The 17,730-nt window shown below is 63.3% G+C and carries 18 protein-coding genes; 9 read left to right on the top strand and 9 right to left on the bottom strand.

What is annotated here, in order from left to right:
• Positions 1–26 precede the first annotated feature (26 nt).
• The 8 genes from KVT37_RS08355 to KVT37_RS08320 form a co-directional block, all read right to left on the bottom strand.
• Positions 27–1,247 carry a glycosyltransferase gene (locus tag KVT37_RS08355; RefSeq protein ID WP_217571545.1) on the bottom strand — a complete coding sequence of 407 codons (1,221 nt, stop codon included), beginning with the start codon at positions 1,245–1,247 and terminating at the stop codon, positions 27–29.
• Positions 1,248–1,340: 93 nt separating this feature from the next.
• Positions 1,341–1,784: a hypothetical protein gene (locus KVT37_RS08350; protein WP_217571543.1), complete on the bottom strand. Its 444-nt coding sequence runs from the start codon at positions 1,782–1,784 to the stop codon at positions 1,341–1,343.
• A gap of 11 nt (positions 1,785–1,795) precedes the next feature.
• Positions 1,796–3,244, bottom strand: a complete 1,449-nt coding sequence (locus KVT37_RS08345) for a GMC oxidoreductase (protein ID WP_217571541.1) — start codon at positions 3,242–3,244, stop codon at positions 1,796–1,798.
• A gap of 93 nt (positions 3,245–3,337) precedes the next feature.
• Positions 3,338–4,669 (bottom strand): UDP-glucose/GDP-mannose dehydrogenase family protein, encoded by a 1,332-nt coding sequence (locus KVT37_RS08340; protein WP_217571539.1) that lies wholly within the window; start codon positions 4,667–4,669, stop codon positions 3,338–3,340.
• Between the two features lie 74 nt (positions 4,670–4,743).
• Positions 4,744–5,628 (bottom strand): glycoside hydrolase family 16 protein, encoded by an 885-nt coding sequence (locus KVT37_RS08335; RefSeq protein WP_254633874.1) that lies wholly within the window; start codon positions 5,626–5,628, stop codon positions 4,744–4,746.
• Positions 5,629–5,759: 131 nt separating this feature from the next.
• Positions 5,760–6,137 (bottom strand): hypothetical protein, encoded by a 378-nt coding sequence (locus KVT37_RS08330; RefSeq protein ID WP_217571537.1) that lies wholly within the window; start codon positions 6,135–6,137, stop codon positions 5,760–5,762.
• Positions 6,138–6,260: 123 nt separating this feature from the next.
• A complete protein-coding gene (locus KVT37_RS08325) occupies positions 6,261–7,271 on the bottom strand; it encodes a glycosyltransferase family 2 protein (protein ID WP_217571535.1) in 1,011 nt (336 codons plus the stop codon).
• Between the two features lie 22 nt (positions 7,272–7,293).
• On the bottom strand, positions 7,294–8,502 hold the full coding sequence (locus KVT37_RS08320; RefSeq protein WP_217571533.1) for a nucleotidyltransferase family protein: 1,209 nt from the start codon (positions 8,500–8,502) through the stop codon (positions 7,294–7,296).
• Between KVT37_RS08320 and KVT37_RS08315 the strand changes: the two genes are divergently transcribed.
• The 7 genes from KVT37_RS08315 to KVT37_RS08285 all read left to right on the top strand — a co-directional run bounded on the left by KVT37_RS08315 (position 8,501) and on the right by KVT37_RS08285 (position 14,816).
• Positions 8,501–8,689: a hypothetical protein gene (locus tag KVT37_RS08315; protein ID WP_217571531.1), complete on the top strand. Its 189-nt coding sequence runs from the start codon at positions 8,501–8,503 to the stop codon at positions 8,687–8,689. The genes KVT37_RS08320 and KVT37_RS08315 overlap by 2 nt on opposite strands.
• A 314-nt stretch (positions 8,690–9,003) precedes the next feature.
• The gene (locus tag KVT37_RS08310) at positions 9,004–9,156 is read left to right on the top strand and encodes a lasso peptide (protein WP_112096897.1); all 153 of its coding nucleotides are present in this window, start codon (positions 9,004–9,006) and stop codon (positions 9,154–9,156) included.
• Positions 9,157–9,315: 159 nt separating this feature from the next.
• Entirely contained in the window at positions 9,316–9,615 is a 300-nt protein-coding gene (locus KVT37_RS08305) for a PqqD family protein (protein WP_217571529.1), read from the top strand.
• Positions 9,599–10,015, top strand: coding sequence for a lasso peptide biosynthesis B2 protein (locus tag KVT37_RS08300; RefSeq protein ID WP_308642591.1), 417 nt, complete (start codon positions 9,599–9,601; stop codon positions 10,013–10,015). Before KVT37_RS08305 ends, KVT37_RS08300 begins: the two co-directional genes overlap by 17 nt.
• A gap of 3 nt (positions 10,016–10,018) precedes the next feature.
• Positions 10,019–11,932 carry a lasso peptide isopeptide bond-forming cyclase gene (locus KVT37_RS08295; RefSeq protein WP_217571527.1) on the top strand — a complete coding sequence of 638 codons (1,914 nt, stop codon included), beginning with the start codon at positions 10,019–10,021 and terminating at the stop codon, positions 11,930–11,932.
• On the top strand, positions 11,929–12,912 hold the full coding sequence (locus KVT37_RS08290) for a serine kinase (RefSeq protein ID WP_306796751.1): 984 nt from the start codon (positions 11,929–11,931) through the stop codon (positions 12,910–12,912). The genes KVT37_RS08295 and KVT37_RS08290 overlap by 4 nt, the downstream gene beginning before the upstream one ends.
• Before the next feature lie 8 nt (positions 12,913–12,920).
• Positions 12,921–14,816 (top strand): ABC transporter ATP-binding protein, encoded by a 1,896-nt coding sequence (locus KVT37_RS08285; protein ID WP_217571525.1) that lies wholly within the window; start codon positions 12,921–12,923, stop codon positions 14,814–14,816.
• On the opposite strand, the gene KVT37_RS08280 is transcribed toward KVT37_RS08285, so the two are convergent.
• Complete coding sequence (locus KVT37_RS08280; protein ID WP_217571523.1) at positions 14,790–15,062, bottom strand: exopolysaccharide production repressor exox; 273 nt, start codon at positions 15,060–15,062, stop codon at positions 14,790–14,792. The genes KVT37_RS08285 and KVT37_RS08280 overlap by 27 nt on opposite strands.
• Before the next feature lie 605 nt (positions 15,063–15,667).
• On the opposite strand from KVT37_RS08280, the gene KVT37_RS08275 reads away from it, so the two are divergent.
• Together KVT37_RS08275 and KVT37_RS08270 are read left to right on the top strand one after the other, a co-directional pair.
• Entirely contained in the window at positions 15,668–16,345 is a 678-nt protein-coding gene (locus tag KVT37_RS08275) for a sugar transferase (RefSeq protein WP_217571521.1), read from the top strand.
• A gap of 184 nt (positions 16,346–16,529) precedes the next feature.
• Entirely contained in the window at positions 16,530–17,708 is a 1,179-nt protein-coding gene (locus tag KVT37_RS08270; RefSeq protein ID WP_254633897.1) for a polysaccharide biosynthesis/export family protein, read from the top strand.
• The last annotated feature ends 22 nt before the right edge of the window (positions 17,709–17,730 follow it).

Raw genomic sequence — 17,730 nt, 5'->3', positions numbered from 1 at the left:
TCTCCTATCCGGCCCAGCGAGGCTGATCAGCTTGCGCTACGCAGCAATGGAAGCTTCGAGGTCATCGCCTGGTACAAGCGACCGACCGAGGCGGAGAGCGACAGCGTCGAATATTCCCGCAAGAGCTTCGATGCCGGGATCACCTTTCCGGCCTTCAGGTCCCGCGCCAGATAGTGAGGGAAGGAATGCATGTACTCCCTGACGATATCGGCCTTTAACGGCCCGGACTTCCATCCCTTCACCGCCGAAACGAATGCGTCGGCGGGGGCGGATGCCAGACCAGTGTCATAGGCTTCGAAGGTGCGCCGCACGATGGCGCGCTCCTTGTCGCTGAGCGACGTCTTGCCGGCTCGTTCGGCGAGCAGGGCGTAGCGGCGGATGTCTTCGGCCGCGTGGTGCCATAGCCCCTTCCTGGCCATGATGCTCGAACGCTGCAGCAGTGCCTGCATCTCCAGAGCCGCCGTTTTCGGCAGGGCCTGTTCAGAGCGATCGAGATACTCATGCAGGTCGACCGACCTGTAGATCTCCTCCATGATCACCCGGTCGTATGAACCCCAGGCCTTTATCCGGTCGGTATAGGAAATCACCACCTTGGTGCTGCCGCGAACCATGTCGTGCTGGCGCTGGAAGAACATCAGGCCGTCGACCCTGGCAGCCTTGAACCGGCGCGCCAATCTCAGCATCATCTCGTAGTCCTGCGACCGGACCAGGGTTTCGTTGAAGCCTCCGACCTCGTCGTAGCATTCGCGGCGCACCAGCAGGCCCGGCTGATGGACGTGGCAATATTCGAGATGCGACGGGAAGAAATTGTCCTGGCCGACATGGCCGAAGGCGACGATCTCGTAATTCTGGTCTTCGATCTGGGCCGATTGCTGGAAGCGCGCATATTCGCCGAAAGCGAAATCGGCGGCCGGCTCCCGCTCGAACGCGGCGAGAAACCGTTCAAGCGCCGTCGGATGCGCGACATCGTCGTCGTCGAACACCCAGACGAAATCCCCTGTGCAGCGCTTCAGGGCGAAGTTCAGCGCCGTCGACTTGCCGCCATTTTCCTTGCGGTAATATTCCACCGGCGCGGGGAAAGAGGCGGCCACCGCGCCGGTGTTGTCGGTCGAGCCGTCATCCACGATCAGGATCTGGTCCGGCACCACAGTCTGCCCGAGCAGGCTGGCGATGGCTTCGGGCAGGTACTTCTCGCGGTTGAAGGTGGGGACGATGACGGTGACCGTCGGTTTCGGCTGTGCAGCCATTGGTGACCTCATACTATTGCGGATGCGCCGTTCGCCGGCGTGATTTTGGAAACGCGCAAACATGCATGGCGCGCAACTTTTGTTCCGCCTGCCTTACGCATTCTGCTGCTCCAAGTTGGCGAAGGGGTTGGTGCATGGATGCCAGCCGGTGAAGCGGATCGGATCGCTCGGCGAGCTGCGCCAGGCATAATCGGTCAGCATGTGGAACTCGGCGATCACCCAGCGCTCGAAGTTCCCGACATCCTGCTGCCTCTGGCTGGGCAGGAATTCGCGCGCCTTGTCGAGCTTCACGGTTTCCAAAAGCGTCATCGCGTCGGCCAGCCTGTCGCTCGGGAAAATCCACGGGTTGCGGTTCTGGAATTCGAGCACGAATTGCTGCAAGTGCTCGATGCGCATGTTGAGCGGCCCGAAATATTTTTCCAGCGTGACGCGAACCAGATCCTCGTCCGAGAAGGACGAGACGGCGGCGGCCGCGATGCCGGTCGAGGCAATCCCGCCGGCGACGATGGCAAGCGCGGTGCGGCGCGTGATCTTCATCGACCCCTCCCTCATGCCGCCAGCTTGCCCGCCGCCCGCAGGGACAAGGCAGCCGCGGTCAGGCTTGGATTGGCGCAGGAACAGCTCGGATAGGTGCTGGTGCCGACGACCACGAGATTCCTGAGCTGATGATGGATCATGTCGCGGTCGACCACGGAGTCGGCCGGGCCGGTGCCCATGCGCAGCGTGCCCTGCACATGCGATTCGGTCGGCCTGATGCCGCGATCGAAAATCTGCTCGATCGGTAGCGGCTTGAGCAGTTCGGGCAGCCGTTCGAGCGCTTTCGCCATGCCCTTGGTCGCGTAGTCCGACGCGCCCTTGAAGCTCACGAAAGCGTTATCGTCCTTGTCGAGGATGACACGGTTTTCGGGGTCGAGCAGGTTCTCGGTGACGATGACCAAGGGCAGCACCTGGCGCAGCCTGCCCTTCTCGGCGCGCATGCCGTGCTGCCAGCGATTCTCGAAATAGACGAGCGCCGCCGCATGCTCGGCCCGGTGCGGCCCGTCATAGAGGCCGAAGTTCAGGCCGGTGGTAATAGTCGAGCCGTCGAAATTGTCGACACCGCCGAGATAGGCCTCGTAATTCCATCCATAGGACTCGTGCAGGCCCAGCCCGACGAACTCGCCGCCAAGTCCGGAGCGCAGCATGATCGCCGGGCTCTGTATGGCGTTGGCGCCGAGGATGAAGAGGTCGCCGCCGACCGAATATTCCTTGCCGTCCTGCATGAAGACGACGGAACGGACAGCATTGCCGGCATGGTCGAAGCGGCGCACCTCGGCTCCCAGGCAGACCGAGACATCCGGATGCTGGAAGACATGCATCAAACCGTTGTTGACTGTGAACTTGGCATCCGCCGGACACAGCCAGCATCTGAGATTGGCGCAGCACGAGGCGCGCTGCGCCGTCGCCACGCGTGCCCGGGCGGTCGGCATGACGAAGTGCTGATCCGGCTGCGCCGCCTTCATCATGCGGTCGGGCGTCGACATGCGATGCGGCGGCTGCGGAAACGGCCGCGAGCGCGGCAGCATGCGCGCCATGTCGGGATCGCCGGAGATCGACATGACCTCCTCCGCATCGCCATAGAACGGCTCGAGTTCGTCATAGCTGATCGGCCAGTCGTTGCCGACGCCGTAGGTGCTCTTCAGCCTGAAGTCGTTGGGATGGAAACGCGGCGTCTGCGCGAACCAGCAATTGGTGCCGCCGCCGAGGCCGATCGTGTAGTTCCACGGCTTGTCGGCATTGTCGGTCTTGTAGGTGCTCTCGTCGTCGATGTCGGTGTTGGCGTTCTGGCTGAGCTGCCACTCATGCGTGTTGTGGCGGCCCCATTCCAGCACCAGGACGCGGGCTTTGCGCCGCTTCAGGAATTCGTGCAGGAAGAAGGACGAACCGAAGCCGGATCCGATGACGACGAGATCGAAATGCTCGTTGGCGATTTGTTCGGGCCGAACGTCGAGCACCATCAGATCGAACCCTCCTGCTTTGCGCGCATGGTCATTGTCGGCCCCGCTGTCGTTCGCGGCGGCTGCGGTTCTCCCTGAGACAAGCGACTGCCGTCATGCCGCCATCCTGCCGATCGAGAAATACTCGATGCCGTAGCGCGCGATCACCTTGGGATCGTAGAGGTTGCGGCCGTCGAAGATGACCGGCGTGGTCAGCGCATCCTTGAGCGCATCGAAGGAGGGCGCGCGGAAGCTCTTCCATTCGGTGCAGATCAGCAGCGCGTCGGCGCCGCGAAGTGCTGCTTCCTTGGTGCCGCACAAAAGCAGATCGTCGCGCAGGCCGTAGATCGCCTGGCACTCCTGCATGGCCTCGGGATCATAGGCCTGCACCTTGGCGCCGGCTGCCCACAGCGCTTCCATCAGCGTGCGCGACGGCGCCTCGCGCATGTCGTCCGTGTTGGGCTTGAAGGCCAGGCCCCAGACGGCGAATGTCTTGCCCTTGAGAGCGCCCTTGAAATAGTGGTTGACCTTGTCGAACAGGACCGACTTTTGCGCATTGTTGCGCTCCTCGACGGCGCGCAGCAATTTGGCGTCGAACTTGACGCCCTCGGCGGTCTTGATCAGCGCGCGCACGTCCTTCGGGAAGCACGAGCCGCCATAGCCGAGGCCGGGATAGATGAAGTGGTAGCCGATGCGCGGATCCGAGCCGATGCCCTTGCGCACCTCCTCGATGTCGGCGCCCAGCTGTTCGGCCAGATTGGCCATCTCGTTCATGAAGCTGATCTTGGTCGCCAGCATGCAGTTGGCGGCGTATTTGGTGAATTCGGCGCTGCGCACGTCCATCACGATCATCTTCTCGTGGTTGCGGTTGAACGGCGCATAGAGCTCGCGCATCACCATCTCGGTGTCCTCGCTGGAGGTGCCGACGATGATGCGGTCCGGCTTCATGCAGTCGGCGACCGCCGAGCCCTCCTTGAGGAACTCCGGATTCGAGGCGACGTCGAAGGTGAGATCCTCGCGGCCGCGCTTCTTCAGCGTTTCGGCGATCCTGGCCTTCACCTTTTCGCAGGTGCCGACCGGTACGGTCGACTTGCCGACGACGATCTTGGCGCTGTCCATCTCGCGGCCGATGGTCTCGGCCACCGCCAGCACATATTTCAGATCGGCCGAACCATCTTCGCCGGGCGGCGTGCCGACCGCGATCATCTGGATCTGGCCATGCCTGACCGCCGCCGCCGCGTCGGTGGTGAAGCGGATACGCCCGGCCGCGTGGTTTTCCTTGACGAGGCTTTCGAGGCCCGGTTCGAAAATCGGGATCAGGCCCTGGTTGAGCCGCTCCACCTTCTTCTCGTCGATATCGACGCACACCACCTCGTGGCCGACCTCGGCAAGCACAGCGGCCTGGACGAGACCGACATAGCCAATCCCAAACACCGTCAAATTCATTCGGTTCTATTCCTGTCAAAGGCCGGGCCACAAAAGCGACCCGGCCGGTTCAGATATCCCCCAGGCCCAACGGCCTAGTTACTGTTACTTATGCTGCATGCCAGCGATTCCGGGAACTGGCATGGCTGACCCAGAGCGGTGAAAGCGACGCGCTTGACCTCCATGGTCACCTTGTTGCCGGGATCGGCGAAGGCGCCCATCCAGTTGGTCAGCTTGTCGCTACCCCAGAGGCTGAAGAATATCTTCTGAGAATGCGTCGGCAGCTCGTCGGGGTTGGTGACCTCGTGGACGAGCTTGCCGTTGACGTACCAGCGCAACCGGTCCTTCTCCCAGACGAAGCCGTAATCGTTGAAGCCCTTGTCGGCGCCGCCTTCGACGTCGACCAGCTTGCCGTTTTTCGGCTTGCCCTGGATGTAGCTGTTGACCTGCACTTTCGAAGGATCCTTGGTGAGGACCTCGAAGTCGATCTCGTCCCAGGGCTGTTTGTCCTGCGGGCCGATATAGGAGAAGAAGGCGGCGTTGAGTCCGGAGCCGGTACCGGTCTTCATCCGCGCCTCGTAGACGCCGTAACCGTAGCGCTGCTTGGTCTGGATCTCGGCGCAGGCGAAGTCGCGGTCTTTCAGCTTGCGCTTTTCAAAGCCCAGCGACAGCACGCCGTCGGAAAGCCGCACGAGATCCTTCGACCAGGTGCAGTTCTGATGGGCGCCATTGGTCCAGCCGTCCGAAACGAACCAGCGGGACCGGTCGAAATTCGAGAAATTGTCGACGAAGGACGGCGCGCTTTGCACGTCCTGTTGCGCCCCTTCCGCGCGCGCGGGATGCAAGCTCGCCGTCAGTGTTGCCGCGATCGCAAACAGGACGCCGAACACACCGAGCCGCAGGCTATTCAATCCATTGCGTGGCGTATGCGACAACGCGCAAGCCGCCACGTTGGAGGTGTTGCTGGGATCTGCGTTCATAACAAACTCACCTTTGTGTTGTCCGCCCAACCCAAAGTCATCCTTGGCCCGCGTCAGCGAGCCGATTCTGATCCTGCGCCCTCTTGAACTCCTCTAGTGTCTCGTACCTGTGACCGCACCTGAAGGTGCCGTCAGCCTCTTGCCGCGGACTGCGCGGCAGACCGATCGGAACCGTCCTCGACAATCGCGTCGAGCGAATGACGCAGTTCCTTCATCAGACCTTTCTGGCGAGCCAGCTCCGCAATGCGCCGCTCGCAGTTCAGAATCGAGTTGGTCATGACGCTGACATCCGATCCCTTGCTGGTCGACGCCGAACCATTCTCCATCGCCTCGACCAGAAAGGCCGCGTTGGCGGCCGTCGACTTGTAACGGTTCTCCAGTCCGGTTTTCTCCGCCTCGATCTCGGCCGCGACCTGATCGAACAGCTTCGCCAACCGGTCGAAACGCTGAAGATCGGTGGTCCGGTCGCGAGCCGGATCCCGGGATCTGAAGCCAAAAATCGAAGCCATCCTATCGGCCTTTCGAAATTGCTGCATTGCAACATAGACTGCCACTACCGCGGCGACTAGGCAACATCATAGTTTTGCGAATGCGGATTTTTTGAGGGCCGGCGGCTTCGGGACGATGCGGCATCACTCGTTTGCGGCACTGGTTGCCGCCATCAGAAAGCGCATCGGCGGTATCTGCTGCTTTGCAGCAATCCCGGTGCGGCGGAACAGCGCGTCGAGTTTGTCGGTGGCGACGCCGCGAACGATCGGGATCAGATTCGACTGGCTGGCGAAGGCGTAAGCCGCCGCCGACGCCAGGCCGCGCTCGGCCTTGACGTCGAGGAAGTTGCGCAGCCGGTATTTGTCGCGGACATGACGCTCGTGGCGCCGCAACGCGGCCTTCGAGCGCTCGGGAAGGCTGTCGATCTGAAGCAGCGCCAGATCGGCATCGGCAAGACGCTCCAGATCCTGCGTCCTGTGGCGGCCGCTCAGCGAATCGGCACGCACGATCGCGCCATAGCCGCAGGATTTGATGATCTTGAACCGCGCCCCGCAGGCGACGGCACGTGCATAGAGCTCGTAATCTTCGCCAAGGCGCAGGTTTTCATCGTAAGTCAGCCCATGCCGATCGAGAAAGGCCCGGCTGATCACCGGCTTGAGGAAACCGAGCTCGCCGCGCAGGACGCGGCGGCGCGAGATGTTGCCGTCGATGAAGCGCTCGAAATCGAGAAATTCCGGATCGGCGGCGAAAGGGGGCGCGGCGACCTTGGCGAGGTCGGTCGCGGCATCGTCGCGGATCAGCATGATGTTGTCGGCGGCAAAATCCCAGTCGGTGCCGGCGAAAAGCCTGCGAAAGCGGCCCTCGAGGAAGAAATCGTCGGCGTCGAGAATGCTGATGAAGGATGACCTGGAAGCCTGGATGGCGATGTTGCGGGCGGAAGACGGACCGCGATTGACATCGAGGCGGATGACGGAAAGCCGGCCGCTGCCGTCGTCGGCGGCCAAAGCCACGTCGCGGGTGTCGTCGGTGGAAGCGTCGTCGACCACGACGACTTCGGCGACTTCCGGCTCGCGCAGCGCCGAAGCGATGGCGACAGGGATCGTGCGCGCCGCATTGCGCGCGGCGATGATGACGCAGACCTCCCGGCTCGTCATGGGCGTCGTCACGGGCATGGGTTCACCTTTCGCTTGCATGAGTGGCTGCCCCGCGCGTGATCTTGATAATGTCGCCTCGCGCCGGCTCGACAGCGGCAGAGCGCTCGAAGATGCGCCGGCTGAGGTCGGCGGAGGCCGCCCACCCGGCTTCGGCCAGATACCGGACGGGCTCGCGGCCGCACAGTTCCCACAGCACATGGCGGCGCTGCGGCCAGCGCAACGAGGAAAGCCAGGGCGCGAGCACCATATGAAAGAGATCGGCATTGTCGATACGCGCCAGAATGCGGGCGGCGCGCTCTGAAAGCAGCGTGCCGCCGGCGCCGAGCAGCACGTCGGCGGCGCGCAATCCCAAGAGCAGCGTGTCGGTCAGACCCTGCCCGGCGGCGTGGTCGAGCACCATCTGCTGCTCGGCTTCGCTCAGGCGGCTGGCGCTGGCCCTGACATCGCAGACATAGCCGGCACAAGGTTCGCGATTGAAAAAGGCCTTGGCGACACTGATCGAGGACAAAAGCAAGGTGTCGGCCGCCGAGGTGATCGGCAGGGCGGCGCCGGCGACCTCGACCACGCGCTTGCGGCGCAGGAAGCCGTCGGTGTCGCGCGGGCTCGGCGAACCCGGCTGCTGCAGACGGTGGTGGAGGTCGACCGTCGAGGCCCTCGTGCCATCGTCGCGAACTATGTGCTGCTCGCCGAGAAAGCGCACCCACCAGACCGAGCGCGACTTGCCGGCAATTTCGTAGCCGATCGTGCGCAGCGCCTCGCGGGCCGCGGCGAAGCTCGCCGGCGAAACCAGTATGTCGACATCGCCGGAAGGCTTCATGAAGTGGTCGCCATAGAGCAAATGCTGCTGAAGCGGCCCCTTGAGGAAGACGAAATCGAGCTGCCTGTCGCGCAGCACTCGGTCAATCGCTATCGAATCGCCAAGGCAGGCGACATTCATCGCCATGGTGCGCCGACGGTAGCCGTCGAGCCAGCCAGGCAAACCGGGAGGCGCCGCGCCGGCGGACGTCCGCTGGAGCGCCTTGAGCAGGAAGACGCCGACTTTGTTCAATCTGGCGATGTCGGCGACATTCTCTGCCGAGATTGCCGGCACAGGTGTATCGGTCCGACCGGCGACGGCGTCGGCGCTGGCACCGGGCGCGAAAAACAGCCTCAGGCAGGCCTGCACATAGGCGACTTCATCGGCACAGCCGGCGGCACGCAGCCTTTCATACGAGCCATCCTGCATCGCCATGCCCGATGTCGTTCTCCGCAAAATGCCGCCCGAGGGCGTTTATATCGCAACTGCGAAGAAAAGCACCGGAAAAATTGACACGATCGCCCAGGACCCGGCCGGGATCGCTGAATATCTGCAACTCCTGCGTTTAAAATCGCCTGACGCTCAATCACTTTTGAAGACACCTCCGAAGATGCGTCGGTGAGCTGTAAGGAAGCAATTTTTTGCAACAATTTCCTCGCAGGTGCGGAACGGGCTTCCCGCTTGCAAAATTATCATAAATAAATCAGATGCTTATTTAAACGGCGAGGACCTGCGGTTGAATTCCAGGATGGTTGAGGTCTACGATGGCGCTCCTCATGGCTTGATCGCCAACGAAAACGAGCGCAACCAAGAATTGATTAATGCTTGGTAAATCAAACTTGACTCATGAATGTTGCCGTGCAGCAATCGCATTGCAGCATAGCGATATGCTGGCGGCATTCTGCAGCCGCTTCCAGTCCTTAAGTGGAGAGTAAAATGGAACAGAATGTTGAAAAGCATGAGTACGAGACCCCCAGCCTGACGGTTCACGGTTCGATCGAAACGATCACGCAGGGCGGTGCCGGCTCGACGGCACTCGACGCGAGCTTTCCCGCGCACACGCCGGTCGGCGAGCTGACTTTCTCTTAAGCTTACAGGCGCATCCGGGTGTCGAAGTCGGGGCTCCGGATGTCCTCCAAAAGGTGAGCCGGGGGGCGGCGCCCCCCGGTTTCCTGCCCCCCGGGATCGCGGCAACCGATCCAGGGTGAAAGCATAAGGGCGCGGCGGACCCAGCAACGAGGTTTTAGGATGCACTGGAACCCTTCGGACCATGAACGCGTGGTCGCGACCAGCGAGGCGGTGGCTTGCGAATTCGGCGCCGGACTGGCGCTGCTCCACCTCAAATCCAACGTTTATTATAGCCTGAACAGCGTCGGCGCCTTCATCTGGGAGCAGATCCAGGAGCCGCGATCGGTCCTCGATGTCCGGAGCGCCGTGCTTGCGCGCTACAATGTCGATGCCGAGCGCTGCAAGGCCGATGTCGAGGGCTTGCTGAGGGGGCTGACCGAAGCAGGGCTTGCGAGGCTCCACAGTGAGGAACTGGTCTAGGTTCCGCTCGCTGAGCGGCCGGGAAATGCTGTTTCTGGCGCGCTGCCTGACGGTGGTGAGCGTCGTGCGGCTTGCGCTGACGCTTTCCTCCTACAACCGTGTCCGCAGCCTGGTGACAAGGCTGGACGCCAGGCGCGACGCCGGCGTCGCCGACCTGCGGCGTGTCGCCTGGGGCGTTGCCGCCGCGGCGCGGCTCGTGCCGGGCGCCACTTGCCTGACCCAGGCGCTGGCCGGGCAATATCTGCTCGCCCGCCAGGGCAGCGCCTCGAAGATCAGCATCGGCATCGAAAAGGGAACGGGCAGCGAGCTCAAGGCGCACGCCTGGCTGATGAGCGGCAACCACATCGTGCTGGGCGGCTCGATCAACGGATTTGCCCATCTGGTCGACCATGGGTCGTGACCGATGAGCGGCGTCGCCGGAATTGTGCATAACGACAACGGGCGGCCCGCCGCGGCCGGCGATATCCAAGAGATGCTTTCGCGCATGCGCCACCGCGCCCGCGACGGCAGCTCATGGTGGACGGACGGCAGCGTGGCGCTCGGCCACGCCTGGCTCGACACGACCGGCGAGGATGGCCCCGGCCCGCTGACCATGGCCGGCGGCAAGCTCGCCATCACCGCCGATTGCCGGCTGGACAATCGCGACGAGCTTCTGGCGCGGCTCGGCCAGCGCGACCGGTCGATCGTCGACGCGGTGCTCATCATGCGCGCCTACCTCAAATGGGGCGAGGCCTGCCCGACCTATCTGCAGGGCGATTTCGCCTTCGCGATATGGGATGGCGAGCGCCAGGCGCTGTTTTGCGCGCGCGACCATTTCGGCGTCAAACCCTTCTACTATCATTCGACCGGCAAGCGCTTCGCGTTTGCCTCGGAGATCGGGCCGATCCTGGCGCTGGTCGGCGTCGGCAGGCGCCTCAGCGAGCACCAGATCTCAGGCTTCCTCGCCGGCTTGCCGGATGATCCGCAGGCGACGCCCTACGCCGAAATCTTCCGGCTGCCGGCGCGGCACGGCATGATGGTGGCGGACCGCCAGGTGGTGCTGCGGCGCTACTGGCAGATCGAGCCGTCGCAACGGCCGCTGCGCAGGGACGCGGCGGAAGAATTCAGGCATCTGTTCGCGCAATCGGTGGAGAACCGGATGCGCGGCACGCCGGCCGTCGGCGCCATGCTGAGCGGCGGGCTCGATTCATCCTCGATCGCCTGCGTTGCGGGTCTTCGCGCGGCGGCCAAGCGCAATCCGAAGCTCAAGACCTTTTCGCTGGTCTTCGACAAGGGCTCATCGATGGACGAGAAGCCGTTCATCGACGCGGTGCTCCACGACAATCCGCTCGACGCCACGCTGATTGCCGTCGGCAATTATGCGCCCTTCGCCGAGTTCGAACGCATCCTGGAGGAGCAGGAAGGCACGTTCCTGGCGCCCGGCCTGTCGTTGACGCGCGACCTTTACCGCATAGCGGGCGCCAAGGGCGTCAAAGTGCTTCTCGACGGGCATGGCGGCGACGAGGTCGTCTCGCAGGGCCATGGGCATCTGCACGAGCTCGCCAATGCCGGCAGATGGCTGGAACTGTGGCGCGAGTTGCACAGCGCCGCCAACACCTATGGCGAGGGCATGCTTTCCCTCTATTTCAAGTTCCTGACCATCTATGGGCCGGCCTGGCGGATCGCCAGGATGAGGGCAATTGCCAAACGTCTTGTCGGGAGGATGAGGCGCGGATCGGAGCCAGTGCGGCGCACTGCCTGGGCGGGCCTGGTCAATCCGGACCTTGCCAGGCGAACCGATCTTGCCGAGCGCTTTGATCGCAGTGGTTCCATGCCGACCGCCGTCAGCGCCAGCGAGGCGCTGACGCATCGCTGGCTGCTCTCCAGCGGGCTGGTGCCGCACGCCTTCGAAGTGCTCGACAAGGCCGCCGCCAATTTTGGGGTCGAGCCCCGCTATCCGTTCTGGGACAAGCCGCTCATCGAATTCTGCCTGTCGCTGCCGGGCGAGGAAAAACTCAAGGACGGCTTCGGCCGCCACGTCCTGCGCCGGGCCATGCAAGGCATTCTGCCGCCGGCGGTGCAATGGCGGCGCGACAAGATCGATTTCACCGCCAACCTGGTCAACGGCATGCTCGGCAATCACCGCGAACTCCTGGACAGGCTGCTGATATCGGACAGCGAGCGGATCGCGCCCTATGTCAACCTGCGTGAAGTGAACGCGGTCTATGAGCGCCTGCTCAGCCAGCCCGAGCAGGCGACGTTGCCGGACGTCCAGCATGTCTGGCGTTCTGTGTCGCTGTCGCTGTGGCTGCGGCAAGTCCAGGGAAGCCCGGCATGAATCTTCCGACCGCTTCCCTTGCGCGGCCAAAACCCGCCACCGAGACGATGGCGCCGAGTGGACGCGTCCGCCATTTCTACAAGGCCTACGGGCTGATCGTTAGCTCGCAAGTGGCCTTGCCGGAACTGGAACCGACGCCGCCGGCGACGCCAGACCTTGAGATCGCGGTCGGGCCTATCTACTTTCCCGACGCCGCGTCGCAGGGCGCCACGGCGTTCCGCTTCGAGCCGGCGCGCCAGTATCTTTCATGGCAGGCGGTCGGCACCTTCATGATCAGTGGCTCCAGGCGCCGGATCGACGTCGATCCGGCGCCTGGTATCGACGATCCGCTGCTCGCCTTCCCGCTGCTCGGACCGGTGATGGCGCTTGCCCTGCATCAGCGCGGGCTGCTCGTGCTGCATGCCAGCGCCATTGCCGTCGATGGCAAGAGCGTGATCTTCATGGGCGACAAGGGGGCCGGCAAGTCGACGACGGCGGGTGCGATGATCCGCGCCGGCCATCGGCTCTTGACCGACGATGTCGTGGCGCTGGATTTGTCCGATCCGGACCGGCCGATGATCCTGCCCGGATTTCCACAGCTCAAGCTCGCCGCCGATGCCGCCGGCGCCATCCACCTCGAGCAGGCGGAGGTGCGGCCGCAAGTGCACCCGCAAATCGACAAGGCGCAGCACAGGCTGCGCGACGGGTTTGCCGCCGAGGCGGTGCCGGTCTCGCGCCTCTATGTGCTGGAGCGCGGCGGACAGGCGGCAATCTCACCGCTGACAGGCGCCGCCGCGCTGCCGGCGGTCCTCAAATTCTCCTATGTCACGCGGTTCGGCCGGGAGGCGCTGGCGGACGATTTCGCCGCCGCGCATCTCAGCCAATGCGCGCTGATCGCCGGTCGGATCGGCGTCAGCCGCCTGGAAGTCCCGGCCGGGCTTGACCGGATCGATGAGGCGGTCGTCGCGATCGAAGCCGATCTGGCGTCCGGGGCAAGGTGAGCCACGGTATGGGCTGGTCCTCCAAGCTTCGCCTGTCGCTGTTTCGGGACATCGCCGGCTTCGGCGCAATGATGGCGCATGTCGGCGGGCGGCGCACGGCAACAGCGCTGGCCTTCCTGGTCCTGGGGAGTCTCACCGAAGGCATCTCGATCCTGCTGCTCGTTCCGTTGCTGCGCCTGATCGGCAAGCCCGACCAGGATTACGCGGTGCGGGTGCCGGAGGCCCTGCACTGGCTGGTGCCTGGCGGAACGCTGTCGCTGGCGGCCGTGCTCTCGCTGCTCGTCGCGCTGGTGGCGCTGCAAGCGACGTTCAACCGCTTCAAGTCGGTCTACATGGCGCGGCTGCTCTATGATTTCGTCAACCGCGTGCGCATGAACCTGTTCGAGAGCGTCGGCAGGGCGCGCTGGGGCGTCTTCACCCGCATCCGCAGCTCCGATCTCGACCATGCGCTGAACGGCGACGTCGACCGTGTGCAGGTGGCGGCCTTCTCGCTGCTGATGCTGACCCAGGCGACGCTGCTCCTGACCGGCTATCTCGTGGTCTCGCTGTTCATCTCGCCGGTGATGACGTCCTTCGCCATGCTCATCGGTCTCGTGCTTCTGGTTGCGCTGCAACCGTTCCGGGCACGCGCCAGCGCCTATGGCCGCACGCTGACCGGCAATCGCCAGGACCAGTACCGCACGGTCTCCGAGTTTCTCGGCGGCATCAAGGTGGCGAAAAGCCTGAATGTCGAGGCAAGCTATTTCGCCGAGCTCGGCACGACGTTGGACAGGATGAAGGCCGACAATATCGCCTTTGTGCGCAACTCCTCGCTCGGCACCGCACTGTTCCAGGTGGCGAGCGTGATCGGGCTCAGCCTGTTCATCTATATCGCGCTGGTCCGCTTCCATCTGTCGCTGGCCGAGATCGTCGTGCTGCTCCTGGTGTTCATGCGGGTCGCGCCGCGCTTCATGGACATGCAACTTCAGACCCAGCAGGTGCTGATCAACCTGCCGGCCTACGCGTCGATGCAAAGCCTCCAGGCCCGCTTCGATGCCGAGCGCGAGCCGGAGCAAAGCATGGCCGAACAAGGCGCAAGACTGTCGCTCGAAACCGGCCTCAACATCCGCGATGTGTCTTTCGCCTATGGCGAAGGCGACGGAAAACCGGTGGTCGGCGATATCACCTTCGGCCTGCCGGCCGGGAAGGTGACGGCGCTGATCGGCCCTTCCGGCTCCGGCAAGAGCACGATCGCCGACATGTTGCTCGGCCTGCTCGAGCCTACCAACGGCAGGATCCTGGCCGACGGCGTCGAGATCACGGCGCAAAATCGCAGAGCCTGGCGGGATCAGGTCGCCTATGTGCCGCAGGATGTGTTCCTGCTGCACGACACGATCGCCGCCAATCTGCGCCTTGCCGCGCCTCAGGCCGGCGACGATGCGCTTTGGGCGGCGCTGCGCAACGCCCAAGCGGCCGATTTCGTCGAGCGGCTGGCACTGCGGCTGGAAACGGTGGTCGGCGACCGCGGCGTGCGGCTTTCCGGCGGCGAGCGGCAGCGAATCGCCCTGGCGCGGGCGCTGCTGCGCAAACCGTCGCTGCTTATCCTCGACGAGGCGACGAGCGCGCTCGACTGGCAGAATCAATCGCTGATCGCCCAATCGATCGAGGCGCTGCGCGGCCAGATGACGATTTTGACCATCGCTCACCGGCCCTCGATGATCGCCTTTGCCGACTGGGTCGTGGCCATCGAGAACGGACGCATCGTCGAGGTCGGACAATATCGGCGGCTCAAGGCAAAAGCCGGCAGCCGCCTTGCGAGGATGCTGTCCGGCGAGCAGGCCGAACGCGAAGCCGCGCCATCGGCGGAGCCGGAACTGATCCCGGCCCAAATCGAGCGATCAGTGGAGGCTGCGTCTGGCGCTTAGTTTCTCGCCCTCGGCGACCTTGTTCAGGATCGTGCCGCGGTCGGCTTCGCGGGCCTTGTCGGCCGATGTCGGCGTGGCCCTGCCGATCATGGCGAAGACCAGAAGGAAATAGCCCGCCTGGATGATGACGGCGCAGATGATGGCGCGCAGGAGGATGGTGCCCGGCGACGCGCCGTCGAAATACGACCAGCCGATGACGATCGCGAGAGCGAACATCATCCCGACGATGAATTTTGGCAGAGACATGTTCGCCGGCCCCTCAACCGAGACGAGCATGCAGAAGCTGCGACTTACCCACCCGCGTAACTCCCCGTTGCGCCAAGAGCCTTTTTGGCTGCCCAATCCGGCCGGTTGCTTCCGGCCTTCCTTACCCATGCAGACTATGACAGGAACAATTTGCGACTCTATTAAGGCGGAGGGTCTGCGGCAAGGCCCGACAGGTATGGTTTCCAAGGTTTTTACGAGATCGACTCTGGCATGGTGCGCCGCACACTGCGACGCCACCAGCTATTCAGCAAGGCGACTGCCGCCTCAGTAAAACCCGCGCCTTTGATTAGTATTTTACCCGAATAACTTACCAATGCGAGTGCTTCCAGCGGCATGCAACCGCGTTTCTTCTGCAGCAAAGAATGCACTGTCCAAAAATGGCCCAAAAGGTAGACTACATTTTCCTGGTTTTCTCTCACCTTGTCACAAACGCGCCACAAAGGTGAAAATTTGGGCAAGCCAGGTTTAATATTTAGTCAATTCATGACGTGAACATTTCAGCGAGATGGGAAATTGTGTGTTGCGCTGCAGCATTTTTTTGATATCTTGCCGTAAACCATCCGTTCAACGTATGGAGCTTCTGCATGAGGGACGTCGCCAAGTCGGCTAATGCGGGTTTTGCGCAGGTCGGCGTTGATTTTCCACCCCCAATCGGCGGTCTGCTCAAACGCAGCTTCGATATCGTCGGTTCCGTCGCGGGCCTGGTTCTGCTCAGCCCGCTCTTCCTGATGGTCGCGCTGCTGGTCAAGCTTTCGGACAACGGTCCGATCTTCTATGGCCACAAGCGTATCGGCCGCGGCGGCAGGATTTTCTCCTGCCTCAAATTCCGCACCATGGTGACGGATGGCGAGCGCGTGCTCAACGCCTATCTGGCCGCCAATCCGGAAGCCAATGCCGAATGGATTGCGACGCGCAAGCTGAAGAACGATCCGCGCGTCACCCGCGTCGGCCAGGTGTTACGCAAGCTCAGCCTCGACGAGCTGCCGCAGATCCTCAACATCCTGCAGGGCGATATGAGCCTTGTCGGCCCACGTCCGGTCGTGCGCGACGAGCTGGAGATCTATGGCAGCGCCGCGGTCTATTACCTGAAGTCGCGCCCGGGTCTCACCGGGCTGTGGCAGGTGAGCGGGCGCAACGACGTGTCTTATGACACGCGCGTCGCCTTCGACCGCCACTATGTCGAGAACTGGTCGATGTTCCAGGACATTCGCATCATCTTCAAGACCGTTCCTGCCGTGTGGATGTCGCGCGGCAGCTATTGACCGACGGGCCTGCCCCGCGAAGGCGGGGCGGGCATCCGGCAGTGATCTCATCGGGCGGATGGGGCCAAAGCGGATCGGAAACGTTCATTTGACAAAACACCTCTTCGGACTGCCACTCGCCTGCGGTCTCATATCCAGAACCCCTGCCCGCTTCGCGGGCATCTTGCTTGCAGCGTCGCTGGCCATGCCGCATCTGGCGGCCGCCGGCGATTACCAGCTTGGCCCGCAGGACAAGCTCAATATCCGTGTCGCCGAATGGCAGACGGTCGACGGCACCTTCCGCGACTGGTCGGCCATCAATGGCGAATATTCGGTCGGCCCGGGCGGAACGGTCTCGGTGCCGTTCGTCGGCAGCCTGCAGGCCGCCGGCAAGACGACGGCCGAGGTCGCTTCGGCGATCGGACTTGCCCTGCAGCGTAAGCTGGCGCTGCCCGACAAGCCGGAAGCCTCCGTCGAGATGGCGCAGTTCCGGCCGTTCTACATTTCAGGCGAAGTCCAGAACCCCGGCCAGTTTCCCTTCGTGCCCGACCTGACCGTGCTCAAGGCAGTCAGCATTGCCGGCGGCATCCGGCGCAACGCCGACTATGGTCCGCAGCTCGGCAAGGATCTGATTACCGCCAAGGGCAGCTTCGATATCTATGACGACCAGCGCATCCGCCTGCTCGTCAAGCGCGCCAGGATCGATGCCGACCTCGCCGGGAAAACGACCTTCGAGGTGCCCAAGGAAATCGAGGGCGATTCGAGGCTGGCGACCATCGTAGCCGATGAAACCGCGATCCTGGTCTCCGACCAGACGTCGCTGAAGCTGAAGCTCGATAAGCTCGACGATCTGAAGGGTGTCCTGCAGTCCGAAATCGAATCGCTGCAGAAAAAGATCACGAATCAGCAGAAGCAGGTCGATCTGGCCGAGAAGCAGGCCGAAAGTATCGGTCCGCTGGCGCAGAAAGGCCTGGTCGCCAACGCACGGTTGCTGTCCTCGCAGCAGTCGGTCACTGACCTGCAGGGCAAGATCCTGGACTACGAGACGGCCATCCTCACCGCCAAGCAGTCGATCAGCAAGGCCGAGCAGGACGCCATCGACGCGAGGAACTCGCTGAGTTCCACGCTGACAGCCAATCGTCAGCAGGCCGAGGCCGACCTGAACGAGGCGACGTTGAAGGCCGGCATGCAGAAGGGCCTGATCGCGCAGGCATCGGACCCGGCGACGGCGGCCTCTCTCACCAGCGACCAGGAACCGACCCTGCTCTATTCACTGGTGCGGGTTGCCGACGGCAAGACCAGCGAGGTCGAAGCCAAGGAAGACACGCCCGTCCTGCCGGGCGACGTGATCAAGGTGAAGCTGGCGCCGACGGCCAGCCAGTAGCGTCGCCGGACCGGATTACGCG

Origin of the sequence: Mesorhizobium sp. GbtcB19, assembly GCF_019091085.1 — a bacterium.
Taxonomy (GTDB): Bacteria; Pseudomonadota; Alphaproteobacteria; order Rhizobiales; family Rhizobiaceae; genus Mesorhizobium.
The sequence above is the reverse complement of the archived record's forward strand: the minus strand, read 5'-3'. Positions and strand labels throughout refer to the sequence as shown.